The following is a 15463-nucleotide window of genomic DNA, read 5'->3' as shown; positions in this document are numbered from 1 at the left end:
TTTACTTTTATTGAATGACTTTTGTGCTTATTTTTTCACAGTTTTTAATAATGCCGAAAGAACAGGGGCGGGAACAAATTTCTCCACATTGCCACCATGCAAATAAATTTCTCGTACGATAGTCGAAGAAACATAGGCCCATTGCTCACTTGGCGGTAAAAACAGGCTTTCTACGCCGTTAGCCAGCGTTTTATTTAAATGGGCTAATTGCAATTCATATTCAAAATCCGTGGTACTGCGTACACCTCGAATAATGGCTTGAATAGCCTGTTGTTGCACCACATTGGCCAATAAATCGGCAAACCCAATCACTCGAACATTCGGCACGTGGGCGACGGATTGTTGCGCTAATTGAACACGTTGCTCCAACTCAAATAACGGTTTTTTAGAGGGGCTGGCAGCCACGGCCACAATAACCTCGGAAAAAAGCACCGCACTTCGCTCAATAATATCCACATGTCCGTTAGTAATTGGATCAAAGGTGCCAGGGTAAATCACTCGAACCATTTTATTTCTCCGTTTGTTGTGTTGCTGTGTCGGATTGCTGTTCTAAATACGGGCGCAATAAGCCTATCAGCCGTTTTAAGGCGCCTCGATTTTCCACTAAGACTTCATAACCCGCCTGACCAAAACGTTGACGTAATTTTGGGGAACGTAAAAATTTACTCACAGCCCGAGCTAATATTTTAGGTTCTGACTTCACTTTGAGTACACCGAGCACATATTCCAATTTTAAAAACACCTCAGGGAAATTAAACACATGCACACCACTAATCACAGGCAATTTAAACGCCAAAGGTTCAAGCGGATTATGTCCGCCATGTTTAACTAAACTGCCGCCCACAAAAGCCACATCAGACACGCCATACATCAACATCAATTCGCCCATGGTGTCGCCTAATAAAATTTGAATTTGTGAACTTGGCGCCACTTGATTGCTGCGACGACAATAACGAAAATTATGTTTTTCAATTAGATTAGCCACGGAATTAAAGCGTTCGGGGTGACGAGGGGCTAAAATTAACAATAAATCTGGGAATTGTTGTAATAAAGTGCGGTGCGCTTGCAACACGATTTCTTCTTCACCCTCATGGGTGCTGCCCGCAATCCAAACGGGTCGTTGACCAATCCAGTCTGTTTGTAATTGTTGGATATTATTTAACAATTCTTCGGAAATCACTAAATCATATTTAATATTGCCCGTTAATTCTAAACGGCCTCGGTAGCCTAATTCCGTATAACGCTGTCCGCTAATGCTGTCTTGCGGTGCGATCAGGCTAATTTCATTTAACACATTTTTAATCCGATTCTTTGCCCAAGCATAACGTCTGGCAGAGCGGGCAGATAAGCGTGCATTGGCCACAATAAAGGGAATATGGCGTAATTTAAGTTGATGAATTAAGGTTGGCCAAATTTCCGTTTCAATCACAATGCAGGCTTTGGGTTGCACAAACTGAATAAAACGTTTTACCGCACCAGGTAAATCATAGGGTAAATAAAAATGGCGTACACTGTCCCCAAAGGCGGCTTTCACTCGGGCGGATCCGGTGGGGGTCACCGTGGTCATGGTAATGGGTAACTGCGGATATTCTGCTTGAATTTGACGAACCAACGGCGTGGCAGCAATCACCTCGCCCACTGAGGCGGCATGAATCACAATTCCATGCGGACGTGGTTGGCTTGATGGCGCATAAAATAACCCGTAGCGTTCCCAAAGACGCTTGCGGTAATTAGGGGATTTGATACTGCGCCCCCACATAAAAAGTAACAGAAACGGTTGCAACACATACATTGCCAACGTGTAGAGCCAACGGAGCATAAGGTTATGCCTAAAAGTAAACGATTAAATGCCTTATAGTATAGCGATTTTAAGGCAAAATCGGAAGAAAATGTTTACTCTGGCGTAATCCAAGTCACCTTGTAGCTCCCCGTTCCCTCAGGTACCAAAGTCTTGACCAAATACGGTAAGACGTGTTTCATTTGGCTTTCTAATTGCCATGGTGGGTTGATGACAATCATGCCACTGGCGGTCATGCCACGCTGATCACTATCGGGACGCACGGCGAGTTCAATTTGTAAAATTTTACGAATACCCGTGGCCTCCAGTCCTTTAACAATGCGTTTGCTTTGTTGGCGCAACACCACAGGATACCAAATGGCATAAATACCGGTGGCAAAACGTTTATAGCCCTCCACAATGGCTTGCACGACGAGATCATAATCTTCTTTTAATTCATAAGGTGGGTCGATTAAGACTAAACCACGACGTTCTTTAGGCGGTAAGGTCGCTTTCAGTTGTTGGAAACCATCATCACGCTTGGTCGCAATATTGTCGTCATTTTTGAATGTATTGCGTAATAACGGATAATCAGCGGGGTGTAATTCGGTGAATAATGCCCGATCTTGTGGGCGTAACATTAAGGCCGCAATAAACGGAGAACCCGCATAATAACGTAATTCTTTGCCACCATAATTGAGTTTTTTAATCAAATTAATATAGCGTTGGACTTCTTCAGGCAGCTCTTTTTGTTCCCAAAGTCTGGCAATGCCCTCTAAATATTCAGCGGTTTTTTCCGATTGTTCGCTAAATAAACGGTATTTCCCCACGCCTGCATGGGTGTCTAAATAATAAAACCCTTTGTCCTTTTGTTGCAGATTTTCAATGATCAACATTTGCACAAGATGTTTGAGAACATCGGCGTGATTGCCGGCGTGAAAACTATGGCGATAGCTTAACATGGGATACCCTTCTTGATTTTTAATTTTCGCTAAATAAGCGAAAACCCTGATGACTTTTACAATCATCAGGGTTTCTAAATATGGCTCCTCCTGCGGGACTCGAACCTGCGACATATGGATTAACAGTCCACCGTTCTACCGACTGAACTAAGGAGGAAAAGATGGTGCCTCGAGGCGGAATCGAACCACCGACACGGGGATTTTCAATCCCCTGCTCTACCGACTGAGCTATCGAGGCGTAACGCTTATGCGTCAACACGGGGCGTATTAAACCGTATTTAGGCCTTTCGGTCAACTGTTATTTTACAAAAAAATCTAAATTTTATCTGTTTGCTTGTTTAATATGCAAAAATGGTTAGAAAAAACCCCGCACTTCGTACGGGGCTAAGATTATTTCACACGGCGGTAACTTTGTTGCGCTTTATCCACTTTCAGCAAGTAATTACGTGCTTGTGATGATGGATGTGCCGTGGTGAGAATACGGTATACCTGTTCCGGTTGCATACGGTTAATTTGGTAAATCGCCTCGTCTTTATCACGACTAAACACTCGCAACACGGCACCTGCGCCACTGTTATAAGCAGAAATCATGGCATAACGCATGGAAGTTGGGTTTTGAATACCCGCAAGATACTCATTCTTCAACAACCACAAATAAGCCGTACCCGCATCAATGTTTTTCGCAGGGTCGAATAAATAACTTTTATTTGGTTGACCTGACAAGCCTTTCATTTTGAAAATATCACGTCCCGCCGTATGTGGCACCACTTGCATTAAGCCTAACGCATTCGCATAGCTGATCGCATAAGGGTTGAAACTGGATTCCGTTTGCATAATCCCCAAAATCAGACTTTCATCAATACCATATTGACGTGAGGATTTACGGATAAAGGACATATAAGCTCTCGCCCGCACATTAACGTGGTTAGCAATCATTTGAATGCTGACAAATTGCACCGCACGGCCGTTGCTTAATTTGCGTTTTTGCAGTTTATTTTGAATCAAGTAAGTCGCAAAATTGTTCGCCGTGTTCAGGTCTTTAATCGGCTGTCCCAAATTATTCACGACCTGTCCCACTAAGAACGGGCGAGTACTGATCGGCGTATCGCCCGAGGCAAATAAGTCAATTCCTTTCGCATCAGATCCCATCAGCAACGTATGCACAATGGCGTTATGCAAACGATTTAAATCAGACAAGGTTTCAATATTAATTTGCCCTTCATCAAAGCTAATATGGCTACGGGTATAATAACTGTCCGTATATTTCACATAGTCTTTACGACTGGCCACCAGTAACTCTTTCACGCCCCAAATTTGGTCGATATTTTGCGAAAACTGGCCCGTTAATAAATCCAACCCATGGGTATCTTTCGCCAAGGTTTCGTCATAGCTACGTTCTTTACTTGAGGAACAGGCATACAAAAAGGGAATAAGCGCCAACACGGCTAATTTTTTTAAGGAAATCTTCATCATAATTCATTTATTCAGCTTGTGGAACATAGCCTTCAATATGCACCTCTTTGCCCTCAAACAAAAAATTCACCATTTCTTGCTCTAGCAGTTGACGATGCTCGGCGTTCATCATATTTAATTTTTTCTCATTGACGAGCATGGTTTGCTTTTTCATCCATTCGCCCCATGCTTGCTTGCTAATGTTGTCAAAAATACGTTTCCCTAATTCCCCAGGGTAAAGCTGGAAATCTAAGCCCTCGGCTTGTTGGTTTAAATAAGCACAAAATACTGTTCTAGCCATTATAATTTTCTCTTATGAAATTCGGTTAATAAATTTTTGACTGGCGTAGCAAGTCCAATTTGATCGGGATTGGTCGGATCATACCAATATTTCCCCCGACTGGATAGAGAAGATTGATATTCTTCCTGACTTTCTGCTATTTTTTTCCAATCTGTGCGATCTTCGTCACATTTTTTGTCCTGAAGTTCCGCATAAATTGGATAAATATCTAAATGAAAATGGCTAAACGTATGCCGAAATGCCGTCCATTCTTGATATTGTGTAATCCCCCGCTTGTGTAAATAACCTAATAAATCGTCTTTCGTCGCAAATTGTGGAAAGCAATATAACCCGCCCCACAGTCCTGAAAGTTCTCGAGGTTCTAATAATACCTTGCCTTGGTCGGACAAAATTAAGAAATAACTGTTTTTTTCTGGCAAGGCTTTTTTCGGTTTTTTACTTGGATAATCTCGCCAAGAATCTGTTAAATTTGCACCGCACTTTTGGCTAATTGGACACAAATCACACTTCGGTTTTGAACGAGTACAAACCATTGCCCCCAAATCCATCATGGCTTGATTAAAATCCGCCACCTGATCTTGCGGCGTCACTTGTTCGCTTAACGTCCACAATTTATCTTCTACTTTCTTATCACCGGCCCAGCCCTCAACAAGAAAAAAGCGAGATAAAACACGTTTTACATTGCCATCTAAAATCGCATAGGGCTGATTCAAAACGGAAGATAAAACCGCTCCCGCCGTACTTCGCCCAATCCCCGACAAGGCCAACACGTGCGCAAATTGGGTAGGGAATTCCCCCTGATATTCATCACGAATTTGCTGTGCCGCCCTGTGTAAATTTCTAGCTCGGGCGTAATAGCCTAAGCCTGTCCACAAATGCAACACTTCATCAAGAGGCGCATTAGCCAGTGCGGTAATGGTGGGGAACGTTTTGATAAACCGCTCAAAATAAGGGATTACTGTTGCCACCTGCGTTTGTTGCAACATCACTTCCGACAACCACACGCCGTAGAGCGTTTTATCCTGCTGCCAAGGCAAATGCTTACGCCCAAATCGGTGATACCAATTCAGTACAGCTTGCGCAAAGGGGGCGGTGGAACAAGATTGTGCGGTCATACTCGTTTAAAGTGCGGTAAAAAAAGAGCGAGAATTTTAACATAAATCTGTCACCCTGTTGATTAAAAATTTTACTACACTTTTAAGATGAAAAGCCTAAAATAAGGAATAATCCGCAATACAACCCTTTTTATGACAATGATAAAATCAAACCGAGCCCCAAGTTTATTATTAAAGCTCACCATTATGATGATCGGTGGTTTTGCCTTTTTGCAAGTGTATTCTATTCAAGCCATTTTGCCCGTCTTAATGGAACACTTTGTAGCGACTCATGTACAAGCGGGATTAACCGTTGGCGTGACCGTCATGGCGGTAGCCATCATGTCGCCTTTTATGGGCATGTTTTCCGATGCGGTGGGACGAAAAAGCCTGATTGTTATTTGCATGTTATTGATCGTCATTCCCACTGCGTTACTCAGTATCAGCGAAAGTATCTCACAGATTAAATTATGGCGGTTTTTACAAGGCCTATTTGTACCAGGCATTACCGTGGTCACCATCGCTTATATCAGCGAAGAATTTCCCGATAAATTAGCCTCTATGCTGTCCTTATATGTGTCTGGCACGGTGTTAGGGGGCTTTTCAGGACGGTTTCTCATCGGTTATTTACACAGCTTAGTAGGGTGGCAAACAGGCTATTTGATTTTTGCAGGCTTAATGTTAATTGGGGTCATCTGGGCTGCGCTCGTCTTGCCTGCCTCGAAAAATTTTGTGGTCAGTGGTAACTTTCGGGCATCATTAAATATTCTACGCCAACACAGCCAAAACCCTCATGTACTCACCGCTTGCGCATTGGGTGCCTGCGTGTTGTTTAGCCTCGTGAGTATTTTTACCTTTATTAACCTCCGCCTCGCCGCCGTCCCTTATGAACTCAGTTCCGCCAATTTGGCGAATCTGTTTACGGTGTATTTAATTGGCATGCTAATTACCCCATTGACCGCTAAATTGATTTATAAAGTGGGCATTGCCAACAGTTTATTCTTCGCCATTATCAGCTCTATCTGTGGCGCCTTGATCACCCTATGCTCTCCTTTATGGCTAATTATTGTAGGCTTGGTCATTATGTCTTCTGGCGTATTTATCAGCCAAGCCACCACCATTAGCCATATCTCGCAACATGTCAACCAAGGACGTTCATTGGCCTCTGGACTGTATTATATGTGTTATTACACGGGCGGGAGCATTGGCGCTTGGATCTGTGGGATCAGCTATACCCATTTCGGCTGGTCTGGTGTGGTATCGACGGTGATTTTATTGCAACTCATGGCATTAGGCATTGTGTTTTTTGGGATTAAAATGGCCAAGCCAGTGACCAAATAAAAACCAACAAAATTTGCACCGCACTTTTAAATCCGTATAATTGCCCCAAATTTATTTTCAATAACATACCATGACAGAACAGAAAAACACCTTTGCCGATCAAAAACGCAAAACCGTAGAAACCGCTGAATTTACTGAAGACGGACGCTATAAACGCAAAGTGCGGAGCTTTGTGTTACGCACCGGCCGATTAAGCGAATATCAACGCCAAATGATGAACGATAACTGGGCCAATTATGGCTTGGATTATCAAGAAGAACCCTTTGATTTTGCTGAAATTTATGGCAATGATCACCCCGTGGTGCTAGAAATCGGCTTTGGCATGGGGAAATCTTTAGTGGAAATGGCCGCTCAAAATCCCGATAAAAATTACCTTGGCATTGAAGTTCACACCCCCGGTGTGGGTGCTTGTTTGGCTTATGCTTTAGAAAAAGGCGTGAAAAATTTACGTGTCATGTGTCATGACGCTACGGAAATTTTGCGTGATTGCATTGCGGAAAATTCACTGGGCGGATTACAACTCTTTTTCCCTGATCCTTGGCAAAAGGCGAAACACCATAAACGTCGTATTGTTCAACCCGCTTTTGTAGAAACCGTGGCAACCAAATTACACCGCGGTGGCTTTATTCATTTTGCCACTGACTGGGAAAATTATGCCGAACACATGCTAGATGTGTTACAATCCGTGCAAAGTGCGGTGGGAATTCGTAATATTTCGGCAACGAATGATTATATTGAGCGCCCCGATTTCCGCCCATTAACGAAATTTGAACAGCGTGGTCATAAACTTGGCCACGGTGTTTGGGATTTATATTTTATTAAAGAGTAAGAGCTAAACAGGCTCGCATAGCATAGGAGAAAAATATGGCTATTCAACGTAACGCACGTCAGCGTAAAAAAATGCACTTAGCAGAATTCCAAGAATTAGGCTTTTTAGTCAACTGGCAATTTGCTGAGGGAACCGCTATTGAGAAAGTGGATGAAATCGTTGATCGTTTTATTCGTGAAGTGATTCAAGCCAATGGTTTAGCTTATGAGGGCAGTGGCTATTTACATTGGGAGGGTTTAGTTTGTTTAGAAAAAATCGGAAAATGTGATGAAAATCACCGCACTTTAGTCAAAAACTGGCTAGAAAGCAACGGTTTACAACAAGTGGAAATCAGTGAATTATTTGATATTTGGTGGGAATTTCCAACCAAATAAGCATGAAAAAAATCGATAACTAAAATAGGGCCAAACAAGCCCTATTTTTTGTTTAAAACACCGCCTCTAAACGTAAGAAGAGATTCACAAAGTGAGTACGTTCTGCCTTACGGTCATTATAATATTGCGCCTCGGGTTTGAGGAAAACCCATTGTTTATAAATAGGTTGACGCCAGCTAATAAACGGTCCATAAACGGTTAAATCGGCTTTTTTATGTATTATTGGACCACCAGTAAAAATGCCATAATTAAGTTCCCGATTACCGCTAAAACGATGTTGGCGGTATATACTGTTTCCCCAATAGGTTTCTTCATCGTTATCATGTGTGTATTCAAGGAAAAGGCTGCTGATATTAGAGATTTGCGCACTTTCATGATGTTTCACATCAAAGTTGGAACGTAAAAAATGTTTACTATTAATACCATAACGGTAAATTTGTTCCAGTCTTGAACTCAGGGTTTCTGTCCAGTTCCAATCTTTCCCCACTTTGGCACGTAAGAAAATATCCGCCCCATGACGAATCCCCAAATCAAGATCAGTATCAATGCCGCCCCAGTTTTTCAGCTCTTTTGAAAAACGTAACGCCACCGATGCGTTATCATTACGACTGGATTTGCGATCTAATTTTTTAGTTTGTAGTGGATCTTTACGTTCAGGGTTGACCGAATCATCCATGGTATTATCAATAGATTCATCCCCAAACACCAAACTCCAACGGCGTTTCAACGTGGGCAATTTAATTTTCCCACGAACCCGTGGCTTAATGCTGTAACCATCGTAACGGTTCCAACGATTATCCAACATCAAACGCAAGGTTGCACTGGACGGGTTATTAGGATCGGTGTCACCAAACCAACTGTCGATATCATTCGACCATTCCTTTAAATATTGTCTAACGGTTTTATGTGAACTGTCTGCCCAGTTTTCGTCGTTATTTTCTGCTGCCCAAGATTGCCCTGTCAGACCGAGTAACAGTAAAGGCATTGCGTAATAATAGCTTTTTTTTGTCATCGTATTTCTTCCATAAACCGTTGTTCCGTATTTCTATATTAGAACCCTTAGCGGATAAATGCAAATTCATCTTGAAAAAATTCGCCTTTTGTGAACAAAAAAACTGACTGTCACCTAGATATTTTTTGCACGAACCCTTGACGAAATGCCCTTTCAGGGGTAACATTCGCCCCGATTTTATTACTTTGGAGCAACACACTTTGGACAGTCACAGTCGATACCGACTTTATATTTTCATTTAGTGTCGCCTTTCCCCTCTCTCTGGGCTTATCGGCGACAAGTTCGTGGATAAGTTTTCCACCATTTTGGTATCTTTTTATGGTTTTTTTAACCGCACTTTATCGGTGTTTTAGGTTAATCAATCGTTTTGTTCATTGCGTTTGTTCATATCCCACAAGGAGTATGACAACATGATTAACGCATTTTCCCTTGAAAACGCCCGTTTGACCCGTTTAGAGGACGAAGATAACGCTGCACTTAACACGGCCATCTGGATCGATTTGCTTGAACCGTCGATTGAGGAACGTGAAACCTTGCAACAAAGCCTCGATCAAAATTTGGCGAGTTTCTTGGAATTGGAAGACATTGAGGCGTCCGCCCGTTTTTTTGAAGATGAGGACGGCTTGCATTTGCACTCGTTCTTTTATTGCGAAGATGAAGACGATTATGCGGATCTCGCCTCCGTGGCCTTTACCATTCGTGACGGCCGTTTGTTCACCTTGCGAGATCGTGAACTGCCTGCATTCCGACTTTATCGTATGCGTTCCCGTTATCAACGCTTAGAAGAATGTAACGCTTACGAAGTCTTGCTCGATTTAATCGAAACCAAAATTGAGCAATTAGCGGACGTGATTGAAACCGTTTATTCCGAGTTAGAACGATTAAGTCGGGTGATCTTAGAGGGCAAGCAAGGCAAAGCCTTTGATGAAGCCTTAGGCACCTTGACAGAGCAAGAAGATACCAGTTCCAAAGTGCGTTTGTGTTTGATGGATACGCAACGTGCCTTGAGTTTTTTGGTACGAAAAACACGCTTGCCTGCTACTCAGTTAGAACAGGCTCGGGAGATTTTACGAGATATTGAATCCTTGCAACCGCATAATGAATCCTTATTTCAAAAGGTCAACTTCTTAATGCAAGCGGCCATGGGTTATATCAATATTGAGCAGAATAAAATCATGAAATTCTTCTCGGTGGTGTCCGTGATGTTCTTACCCGCTACGCTGGTTGCCTCCACTTACGGTATGAACTTTGAATTTATGCCAGAGTTACATTTTGAATATGGTTATCCGATGGCAATCGGTATGATGATCGTCGCCGCCATTTCGCCCTATTTGTATTTTAAACGCAAAGGTTGGTTGTAAATCACAAAAGTGCGGTTATTTTGGGGCGTTTTTAACGCCCTTTCGCTTTTTATGGTACAATCGCACAAATTTTATTTTATGAAGAAAAAACGATGTCAAGAGAAAAGAAATCCCGTCGAGTGACGGACGCTATGCCAATTCGTAAATCCGATAAAAAACCGGAAAAACCGTTGTTTGGCAAGAAATTATCCCGTTATGAACTGGACGCCAAAGCCCGTGATGAAAAACGTAAACGCAAGCACAAAGGTTTAGCGACAGGCTCTCGTCATAGCGCAACGGAAAACAACAATACGACACAAAACCAAACAGTAAAAGATCCTCGTATTGGCAGCCGTAAAAAAGTGCCATTAATTGTGGAATTTGTGAACAAGCCAGAACAAGGAAAAGTGATTCCACCGTTAAAAACAGAGCAAAAAATCACCGCACTTGACCCGATGTTAGAACTGGAACAGTTGGAAAATAACGAATGTCTGAATGAGTTATTGGATCAACTGGAGGCGGGTAAAGTATTAAATGCCGAAGATCAAAAATTTGTCGATGAATGCCTAGATCGTATCGCACAATTAATGGCTGAACTCGGCCTTGATGAAGAAGAGGAAAGTGAGGAAGATTTATACCGCACTTTTGAGAAAATGGATATTAACCAGTTTAGATAATGACAACGATTTTACTGATTATTGGTGCGGCCATTGTAATTGCCATGGCCATTTACACGGTGCATTTGCTACGACAATTACGCCAACAAAAACGTTTATTTGAGCAAGCCAAGCAAGCTCGTATGCGACGCTTGAAAGACAGCATTACCATTATCGCAAAAGCCATGTTAAACGGCGATTGCAATCATTCCGAGGGTGTCATTCGGTTAAAAATGTTGCTCGATCCGCTCGGACAAAAACGCTTGGTGGATTATGCTGCCATGTGGCAACTGTATGAAATCGTACAGGATATGCCGACCCATGAGGCTCGCAAAACCTTGAAAAAGAATGAACGTATGCGTTTAGATTTACAACGTGAAAGTAAAGAAGTGGAATTAGAAACGCAAATCAAAACCGATTTAGCACAATTATTGGAAGACATAAAATAACCATGAGTGACATTACTTGGGATCAGGATCTCATCCAAAAATATAACCATTCCGGACCACGTTACACCTCCTATCCAACGGCATTGGAATTTAGTGAAAGCTATACTGAGGCGGATTTTCAGGCGGCAGCTGCTCGTTATCCAGAACGCCCTTTGTCGTTGTATGTCCATATTCCATTCTGTCACAAGCTGTGCTATTTCTGCGGCTGTAATAAAGTGATTACTCGCCATCAGCACAAAGCGGATATTTACTTAGATTATGTGGAACAGGAAATCAAAACCCGTGCGGCATTATTTCAGCACCGTTTAGTGACCCAAATTCACTGGGGCGGTGGCACACCGACATATTTAAGTGAGGAACAATCGGCACGTTTAATGCAAATGTTGCGAGATCACTTCAAGATCGCCGACAATGCGGAAATTTCGATTGAAATGGATCCTCGAGAAATCGAACTCTCCATGTTGGCCCATTTGCGTAAGATCGGTTTTAACCGCATCAGTATGGGCGTGCAAGATTTCAATAAAGACGTGCAAAAAGCGGTGAATCGTGAACAAGATGAAGACTTCATTCGTGCGTTATTGGAGCGAGCCAGAGAACTGGGTTTTCAGTCTACTAACTTAGATTTGATTTATGGTCTACCGTTGCAAAATGTGGACAGTTTTATGTTCACCTTGCAAAAAGTGATTGAACTCAATCCAGATCGTTTAAGTGTGTTTAATTATGCGCACTTGCCCGCTCGCTTTGCGGGCCAAGCGAAAATTAAAGATCACCAATTACCGGCGCCAGAAACCAAGCTCCAGATTTTACAAAAAACCATTGAAACCTTAGGCAATGCGGGCTATAAATTTATCGGCATGGATCACTTTGCTAAACCCGATGATGAATTAGCCATAGCCCAAAATAACGGTATTTTACACCGCAATTTTCAGGGCTACACTACCCAAGAAGAATGTGATTTGTTAGGCTTAGGCGTGTCCGCCATCAGTTTGTTAGGCGACACTTATGCGCAAAACCAAAAGGAAATTAAACGTTATTATGCCGATGTGGATAGCACAGGCATTGCCTTACATAAAGGCTTAGTCTTAAGCCAAGAAGATTGCTTACGTCGAGATGTAATTAAAGCCTTGATCTGTAATTTCAAACTCGATTTTGCGACGATTGAGCAACAATATCAAATTGATTTTAAAACCCATTTTACCGAAGATTTGGCTTTGTTAGCGCCATTAGTGGAAGATCACTTAGTACAAATCAATGAACAAGGCATTCAAGTGTCGTCTACAGGCCGCTTGCTAATTCGGAATATTTGCCTCTGTTTTGACACCTATTCTCGCCAACAAGCTAAAAGACAGCAATTCTCACGGATTATTTAACTCTTCAACAAAAAAGCACCGCACTTTAATCTCAGTGCGGTGCTTTCTTTTAACTGTGATAAATTAATCTTTTGGTAAAATATAAAGCGCTACCAATAAGCCACCCCAAATAATGCTCAGGGCGACAATCATCATTAAAATTGCACTCGTACTCATTTTTATTCTCCCTCTTGTGAGTGGTGTTCGGCTAAGACTTCATCTTTCCATTTTAAACGAGAAAGCAAGATAGACACGACGACTAACAAAATCGCCATCCCCCAACCAAAGGTATTCACGAACCAACTTGGATAACCCTCGTACCCCTCACTGAATACTTTAGCCCCTTCACTTAACAACATAAAGGCCAAAATACCTGTGGTGATCACGATACAAAGACGCCATACAAAGCCCACTTTGAATGAAGAGGTTTCATTTAAATGATTACCTAGCACGCCTAATTTTTCATTGGCTACAATAGCAATTAATGACACAAAGGCAACGGCCACAATACCGAAGTAGTTCACAAATTTATCCATCACATCCAGCATTGGTAAGCCTGTTGTGGTACCGAATAAGACGACAGATACCACCATCATTGGTAAACCCACAATAAATGTGACTTTGGCACGGCCAATACGTAATTTATCTTGTACGGCGGAGATAATAACTTCAATAACGGAGATAAAAGAGGTTAACGCTGCAAAGGTTAAGGAACCAAAGAATAGCACCCCAATCACTTGACCAAATGGCGCCTCATTAATAATGGTTGGGAATGCAAAGAACGCTAAACCAATCCCGCCTTTCGCTACTTCGCTCACTTGTTGACCCTCTGCAGTTGCCATAAAGCCTAACGCTGCAAACACCCCGATACCCGCTAGAAGTTCAAAACTTGAGTTAGCAAAACCGACCACTAAGCCTGAACCTGTGAGGTCGGAATCTTTTTTCAAGTAAGAGGCGTAAGTAATCATGATCCCGAAACAGATAGATAACGAGAAGAAGATTTGTCCATAGGCCGCAATCCACACACTCGGGTCGGAAAGTTTTGACCAATCTGGCGTAAATAGCGCATCTAAACCTTTTGTTGCACCCGGTAGGAATAACGCTGAAACCACTAACACCAAGAACATCACCACCAGTATTGGCATTAAAATAGAAGAACTTTTCGCAATCCCTTTTTGTACGCCTAAAGCAAGGACCAACAAGGCAACAATCCAAACCGCAATTAACGGCCCAACGACCATGCCGACAAATTCAAAACTTACCCCTTGTGCGACATCCCCCATTTTGAGAAATTCACCCACAAAGAAATCAACGGGTTTTTCGCCCCATGCTTTGGTGAAAGAGAAATAGGTATACGTCGCCGCCCAACCGAGTACCACAGCATAGTAGATCCCGATAATAACGTTGACCATCACTTGCCACCAACCGAATGTTTCAAAATGTTTACTGAAACGGCGATAAGACAATGGCGCACCACCACGATGGCGATGACCAATGGCATAGTCTAAGAATAATAATGGAATACCGGCGGTTAATAAAGCGATCAAATAAGGTATAATGAACGCACCGCCCCCGTTTTCATAAGTTGTGTACGGGAAACGCCAAATGTTTCCCAAGCCAACCGCCGAACCAATGGCGGCAAGAATGAACGCTCTGCGTCCAGAAAAAGTTTCACGTTTTGTAGAATTACTCATTCTACCCCCTTAATAATTAATGTGAATTAAACAACAACTCGAAATATAAACGAAAATGCTGTTTAGTCAACAAAAAATAGATAAAAATCTAAAAAAATGCGAATTCTTATCTTAAAAGTAGGTGTTTTATGCTAGAAAAAATCTATATTACTCATGGTTACACCGCCCATTCACAAAAACATTGGTTTCCATGGCTCAAAGTGCGGTTAGAAAATCAGAAAATTTTTACGCAAATTTTTGATATGCCCAATTCAACCGAACCCGATCCACAACAATGGCTTGAATTTCATCAACAACATATTCCTCAGCTTGATCAACATTGCTATTTTATCGGGCATAGTTTGGGTTGTATTGCGACCTTACGTTTTTTGCAACAAGCAAAAACGCAAATTGGGGGGATTATTTTACTATCTGGTTTTGCGGAAAAATTACCGAATTTACCCGAACTCGATGATTTCAATAAAACTCCGCTAGATTTCACCGCACTTATTCAGCAAATCCCCAAACGGGTAGTGATAGCATCGGACGATGATGATGTAGTAAATGTCCAATTTACTCGCAACTTAGCGCAGAATTTACAAGCGAATTATATTGAAGTGTCAGGCTACCGCCATTTTTTGGATAGACAAGGGGTGACGGAATTGCCTTTGTTGTATAACGAGGTATTGAGAATGATAAAATAAACAAGATAAAAATATTGCCAAAATGCAATCGATTGCTATTTTTCCCCATTTTTTATTCAAATCTGTGATCCAGATCACGCTATTTTTAAATAAAACGATTGCAAAAATCGCCATTAAGCGTAAATTTATGTAAAGCTGAAACGTTACAGC

General features: G+C 42.0%; 17 protein-coding genes and 2 tRNA genes. 8 read left to right on the top strand and 11 right to left on the bottom strand.

Annotated features, from left to right (window positions below):
• Positions 1-27: 27 nt before the first annotated feature.
• The 8 genes from coaD to mutY all read right to left on the bottom strand — a co-directional run bounded on the left by coaD (position 28) and on the right by mutY (position 5607).
• On the bottom strand, positions 28-507 hold the full coding sequence (coaD, locus tag ACTG7L_RS06835; protein WP_439327942.1) for a pantetheine-phosphate adenylyltransferase: 480 nt from the start codon (positions 505-507) through the stop codon (positions 28-30).
• Position 508: 1 nt separating this feature from the next.
• Positions 509-1819 carry a lipid IV(A) 3-deoxy-D-manno-octulosonic acid transferase gene (gene waaA / locus ACTG7L_RS06830; protein WP_439327941.1) on the bottom strand — a complete coding sequence of 437 codons (1311 nt, stop codon included), beginning with the start codon at positions 1817-1819 and terminating at the stop codon, positions 509-511.
• Positions 1820-1893: 74 nt separating this feature from the next.
• Entirely contained in the window at positions 1894-2739 is an 846-nt protein-coding gene (locus tag ACTG7L_RS06825; RefSeq protein WP_439327977.1) for a 23S rRNA (adenine(2030)-N(6))-methyltransferase RlmJ, read from the bottom strand.
• Between the two features lie 81 nt (positions 2740-2820).
• Positions 2821-2896, bottom strand: a tRNA-Asn gene (locus tag ACTG7L_RS06820).
• A 5-nt stretch (positions 2897-2901) separates the two neighbouring features.
• Positions 2902-2977 (bottom strand) — tRNA-Phe (locus ACTG7L_RS06815).
• A 152-nt stretch (positions 2978-3129) separates the two neighbouring features.
• Complete coding sequence (gene mltC / locus ACTG7L_RS06810; protein WP_439257047.1) at positions 3130-4209, bottom strand: membrane-bound lytic murein transglycosylase MltC; 1080 nt, start codon at positions 4207-4209, stop codon at positions 3130-3132.
• A 10-nt stretch (positions 4210-4219) separates the two neighbouring features.
• Positions 4220-4492: an oxidative damage protection protein gene (locus ACTG7L_RS06805; RefSeq protein ID WP_439243223.1), complete on the bottom strand. Its 273-nt coding sequence runs from the start codon at positions 4490-4492 to the stop codon at positions 4220-4222.
• Positions 4492-5607, bottom strand: coding sequence for an A/G-specific adenine glycosylase (gene mutY / locus ACTG7L_RS06800; protein WP_439327940.1), 1116 nt, complete (start codon positions 5605-5607; stop codon positions 4492-4494). The genes ACTG7L_RS06805 and mutY overlap by 1 nt, the downstream gene beginning before the upstream one ends.
• A 132-nt stretch (positions 5608-5739) precedes the next feature.
• Here mutY and ACTG7L_RS06795 point away from each other — a divergent pair, with 132 nt between their 5' ends.
• The 3 genes from ACTG7L_RS06795 to ACTG7L_RS06785 all read left to right on the top strand — a co-directional run bounded on the left by ACTG7L_RS06795 (position 5740) and on the right by ACTG7L_RS06785 (position 8130).
• Positions 5740-6927 carry an MFS transporter gene (locus ACTG7L_RS06795; RefSeq protein ID WP_439327939.1) on the top strand — a complete coding sequence of 396 codons (1188 nt, stop codon included), beginning with the start codon at positions 5740-5742 and terminating at the stop codon, positions 6925-6927.
• A 70-nt stretch (positions 6928-6997) separates the two neighbouring features.
• The gene (gene trmB / locus ACTG7L_RS06790; RefSeq protein WP_439327938.1) at positions 6998-7756 is read left to right on the top strand and encodes a tRNA (guanosine(46)-N7)-methyltransferase TrmB; all 759 of its coding nucleotides are present in this window, start codon (positions 6998-7000) and stop codon (positions 7754-7756) included.
• A 35-nt stretch (positions 7757-7791) separates the two neighbouring features.
• Positions 7792-8130 carry a YggL family protein gene (locus tag ACTG7L_RS06785; protein WP_439243231.1) on the top strand — a complete coding sequence of 113 codons (339 nt, stop codon included), beginning with the start codon at positions 7792-7794 and terminating at the stop codon, positions 8128-8130.
• A 52-nt stretch (positions 8131-8182) separates the two neighbouring features.
• On the opposite strand, the gene ACTG7L_RS06780 is transcribed toward ACTG7L_RS06785, so the two are convergent.
• Positions 8183-9142 (bottom strand): hypothetical protein, encoded by a 960-nt coding sequence (locus tag ACTG7L_RS06780; protein WP_439327937.1) that lies wholly within the window; start codon positions 9140-9142, stop codon positions 8183-8185.
• Positions 9143-9552: 410 nt separating this feature from the next.
• On the opposite strand from ACTG7L_RS06780, the gene corA reads away from it, so the two are divergent.
• From corA to hemN, 4 genes are all read left to right on the top strand, one after another.
• Complete coding sequence (gene corA / locus ACTG7L_RS06775) at positions 9553-10503, top strand: magnesium/cobalt transporter CorA (RefSeq protein WP_439243235.1); 951 nt, start codon at positions 9553-9555, stop codon at positions 10501-10503.
• Between the two features lie 92 nt (positions 10504-10595).
• Positions 10596-11159, top strand: coding sequence for a Der GTPase-activating protein YihI (gene yihI, locus ACTG7L_RS06770; protein ID WP_439243237.1), 564 nt, complete (start codon positions 10596-10598; stop codon positions 11157-11159).
• Complete coding sequence (locus tag ACTG7L_RS06765) at positions 11156-11587, top strand: DUF2489 domain-containing protein (protein ID WP_439327976.1); 432 nt, start codon at positions 11156-11158, stop codon at positions 11585-11587. Before yihI ends, ACTG7L_RS06765 begins: the two co-directional genes overlap by 4 nt.
• A 2-nt stretch (positions 11588-11589) precedes the next feature.
• Positions 11590-12957: an oxygen-independent coproporphyrinogen III oxidase gene (hemN, locus tag ACTG7L_RS06760; RefSeq protein ID WP_439327936.1), complete on the top strand. Its 1368-nt coding sequence runs from the start codon at positions 11590-11592 to the stop codon at positions 12955-12957.
• A 63-nt stretch (positions 12958-13020) separates the two neighbouring features.
• Here the strand turns inward: hemN and ACTG7L_RS06755 are convergent, their stop codons facing one another.
• Positions 13021-13113, bottom strand: coding sequence for a methionine/alanine import family NSS transporter small subunit (locus ACTG7L_RS06755; protein WP_439243242.1), 93 nt, complete (start codon positions 13111-13113; stop codon positions 13021-13023).
• 2 nt (positions 13114-13115) lie between these two features.
• Positions 13116-14630, bottom strand: a complete 1515-nt coding sequence (locus ACTG7L_RS06750; RefSeq protein WP_439243244.1) for a sodium-dependent transporter — start codon at positions 14628-14630, stop codon at positions 13116-13118.
• Positions 14631-14758: 128 nt separating this feature from the next.
• On the opposite strand from ACTG7L_RS06750, the gene ACTG7L_RS06745 reads away from it, so the two are divergent.
• A complete protein-coding gene (locus ACTG7L_RS06745) occupies positions 14759-15313 on the top strand; it encodes an RBBP9/YdeN family alpha/beta hydrolase (protein WP_439327935.1) in 555 nt (184 codons plus the stop codon).
• Positions 15314-15463: the final 150 nt, after the last annotated feature.

It is taken from the genome of Lonepinella sp. BR2357, from assembly GCF_051851525.1.
In the GTDB taxonomy this organism is placed as follows: Bacteria; Pseudomonadota; Gammaproteobacteria; order Enterobacterales; family Pasteurellaceae; genus Lonepinella.
The sequence above is the reverse complement of the archived record's forward strand: the minus strand, read 5'-3'. Positions and strand labels throughout refer to the sequence as shown.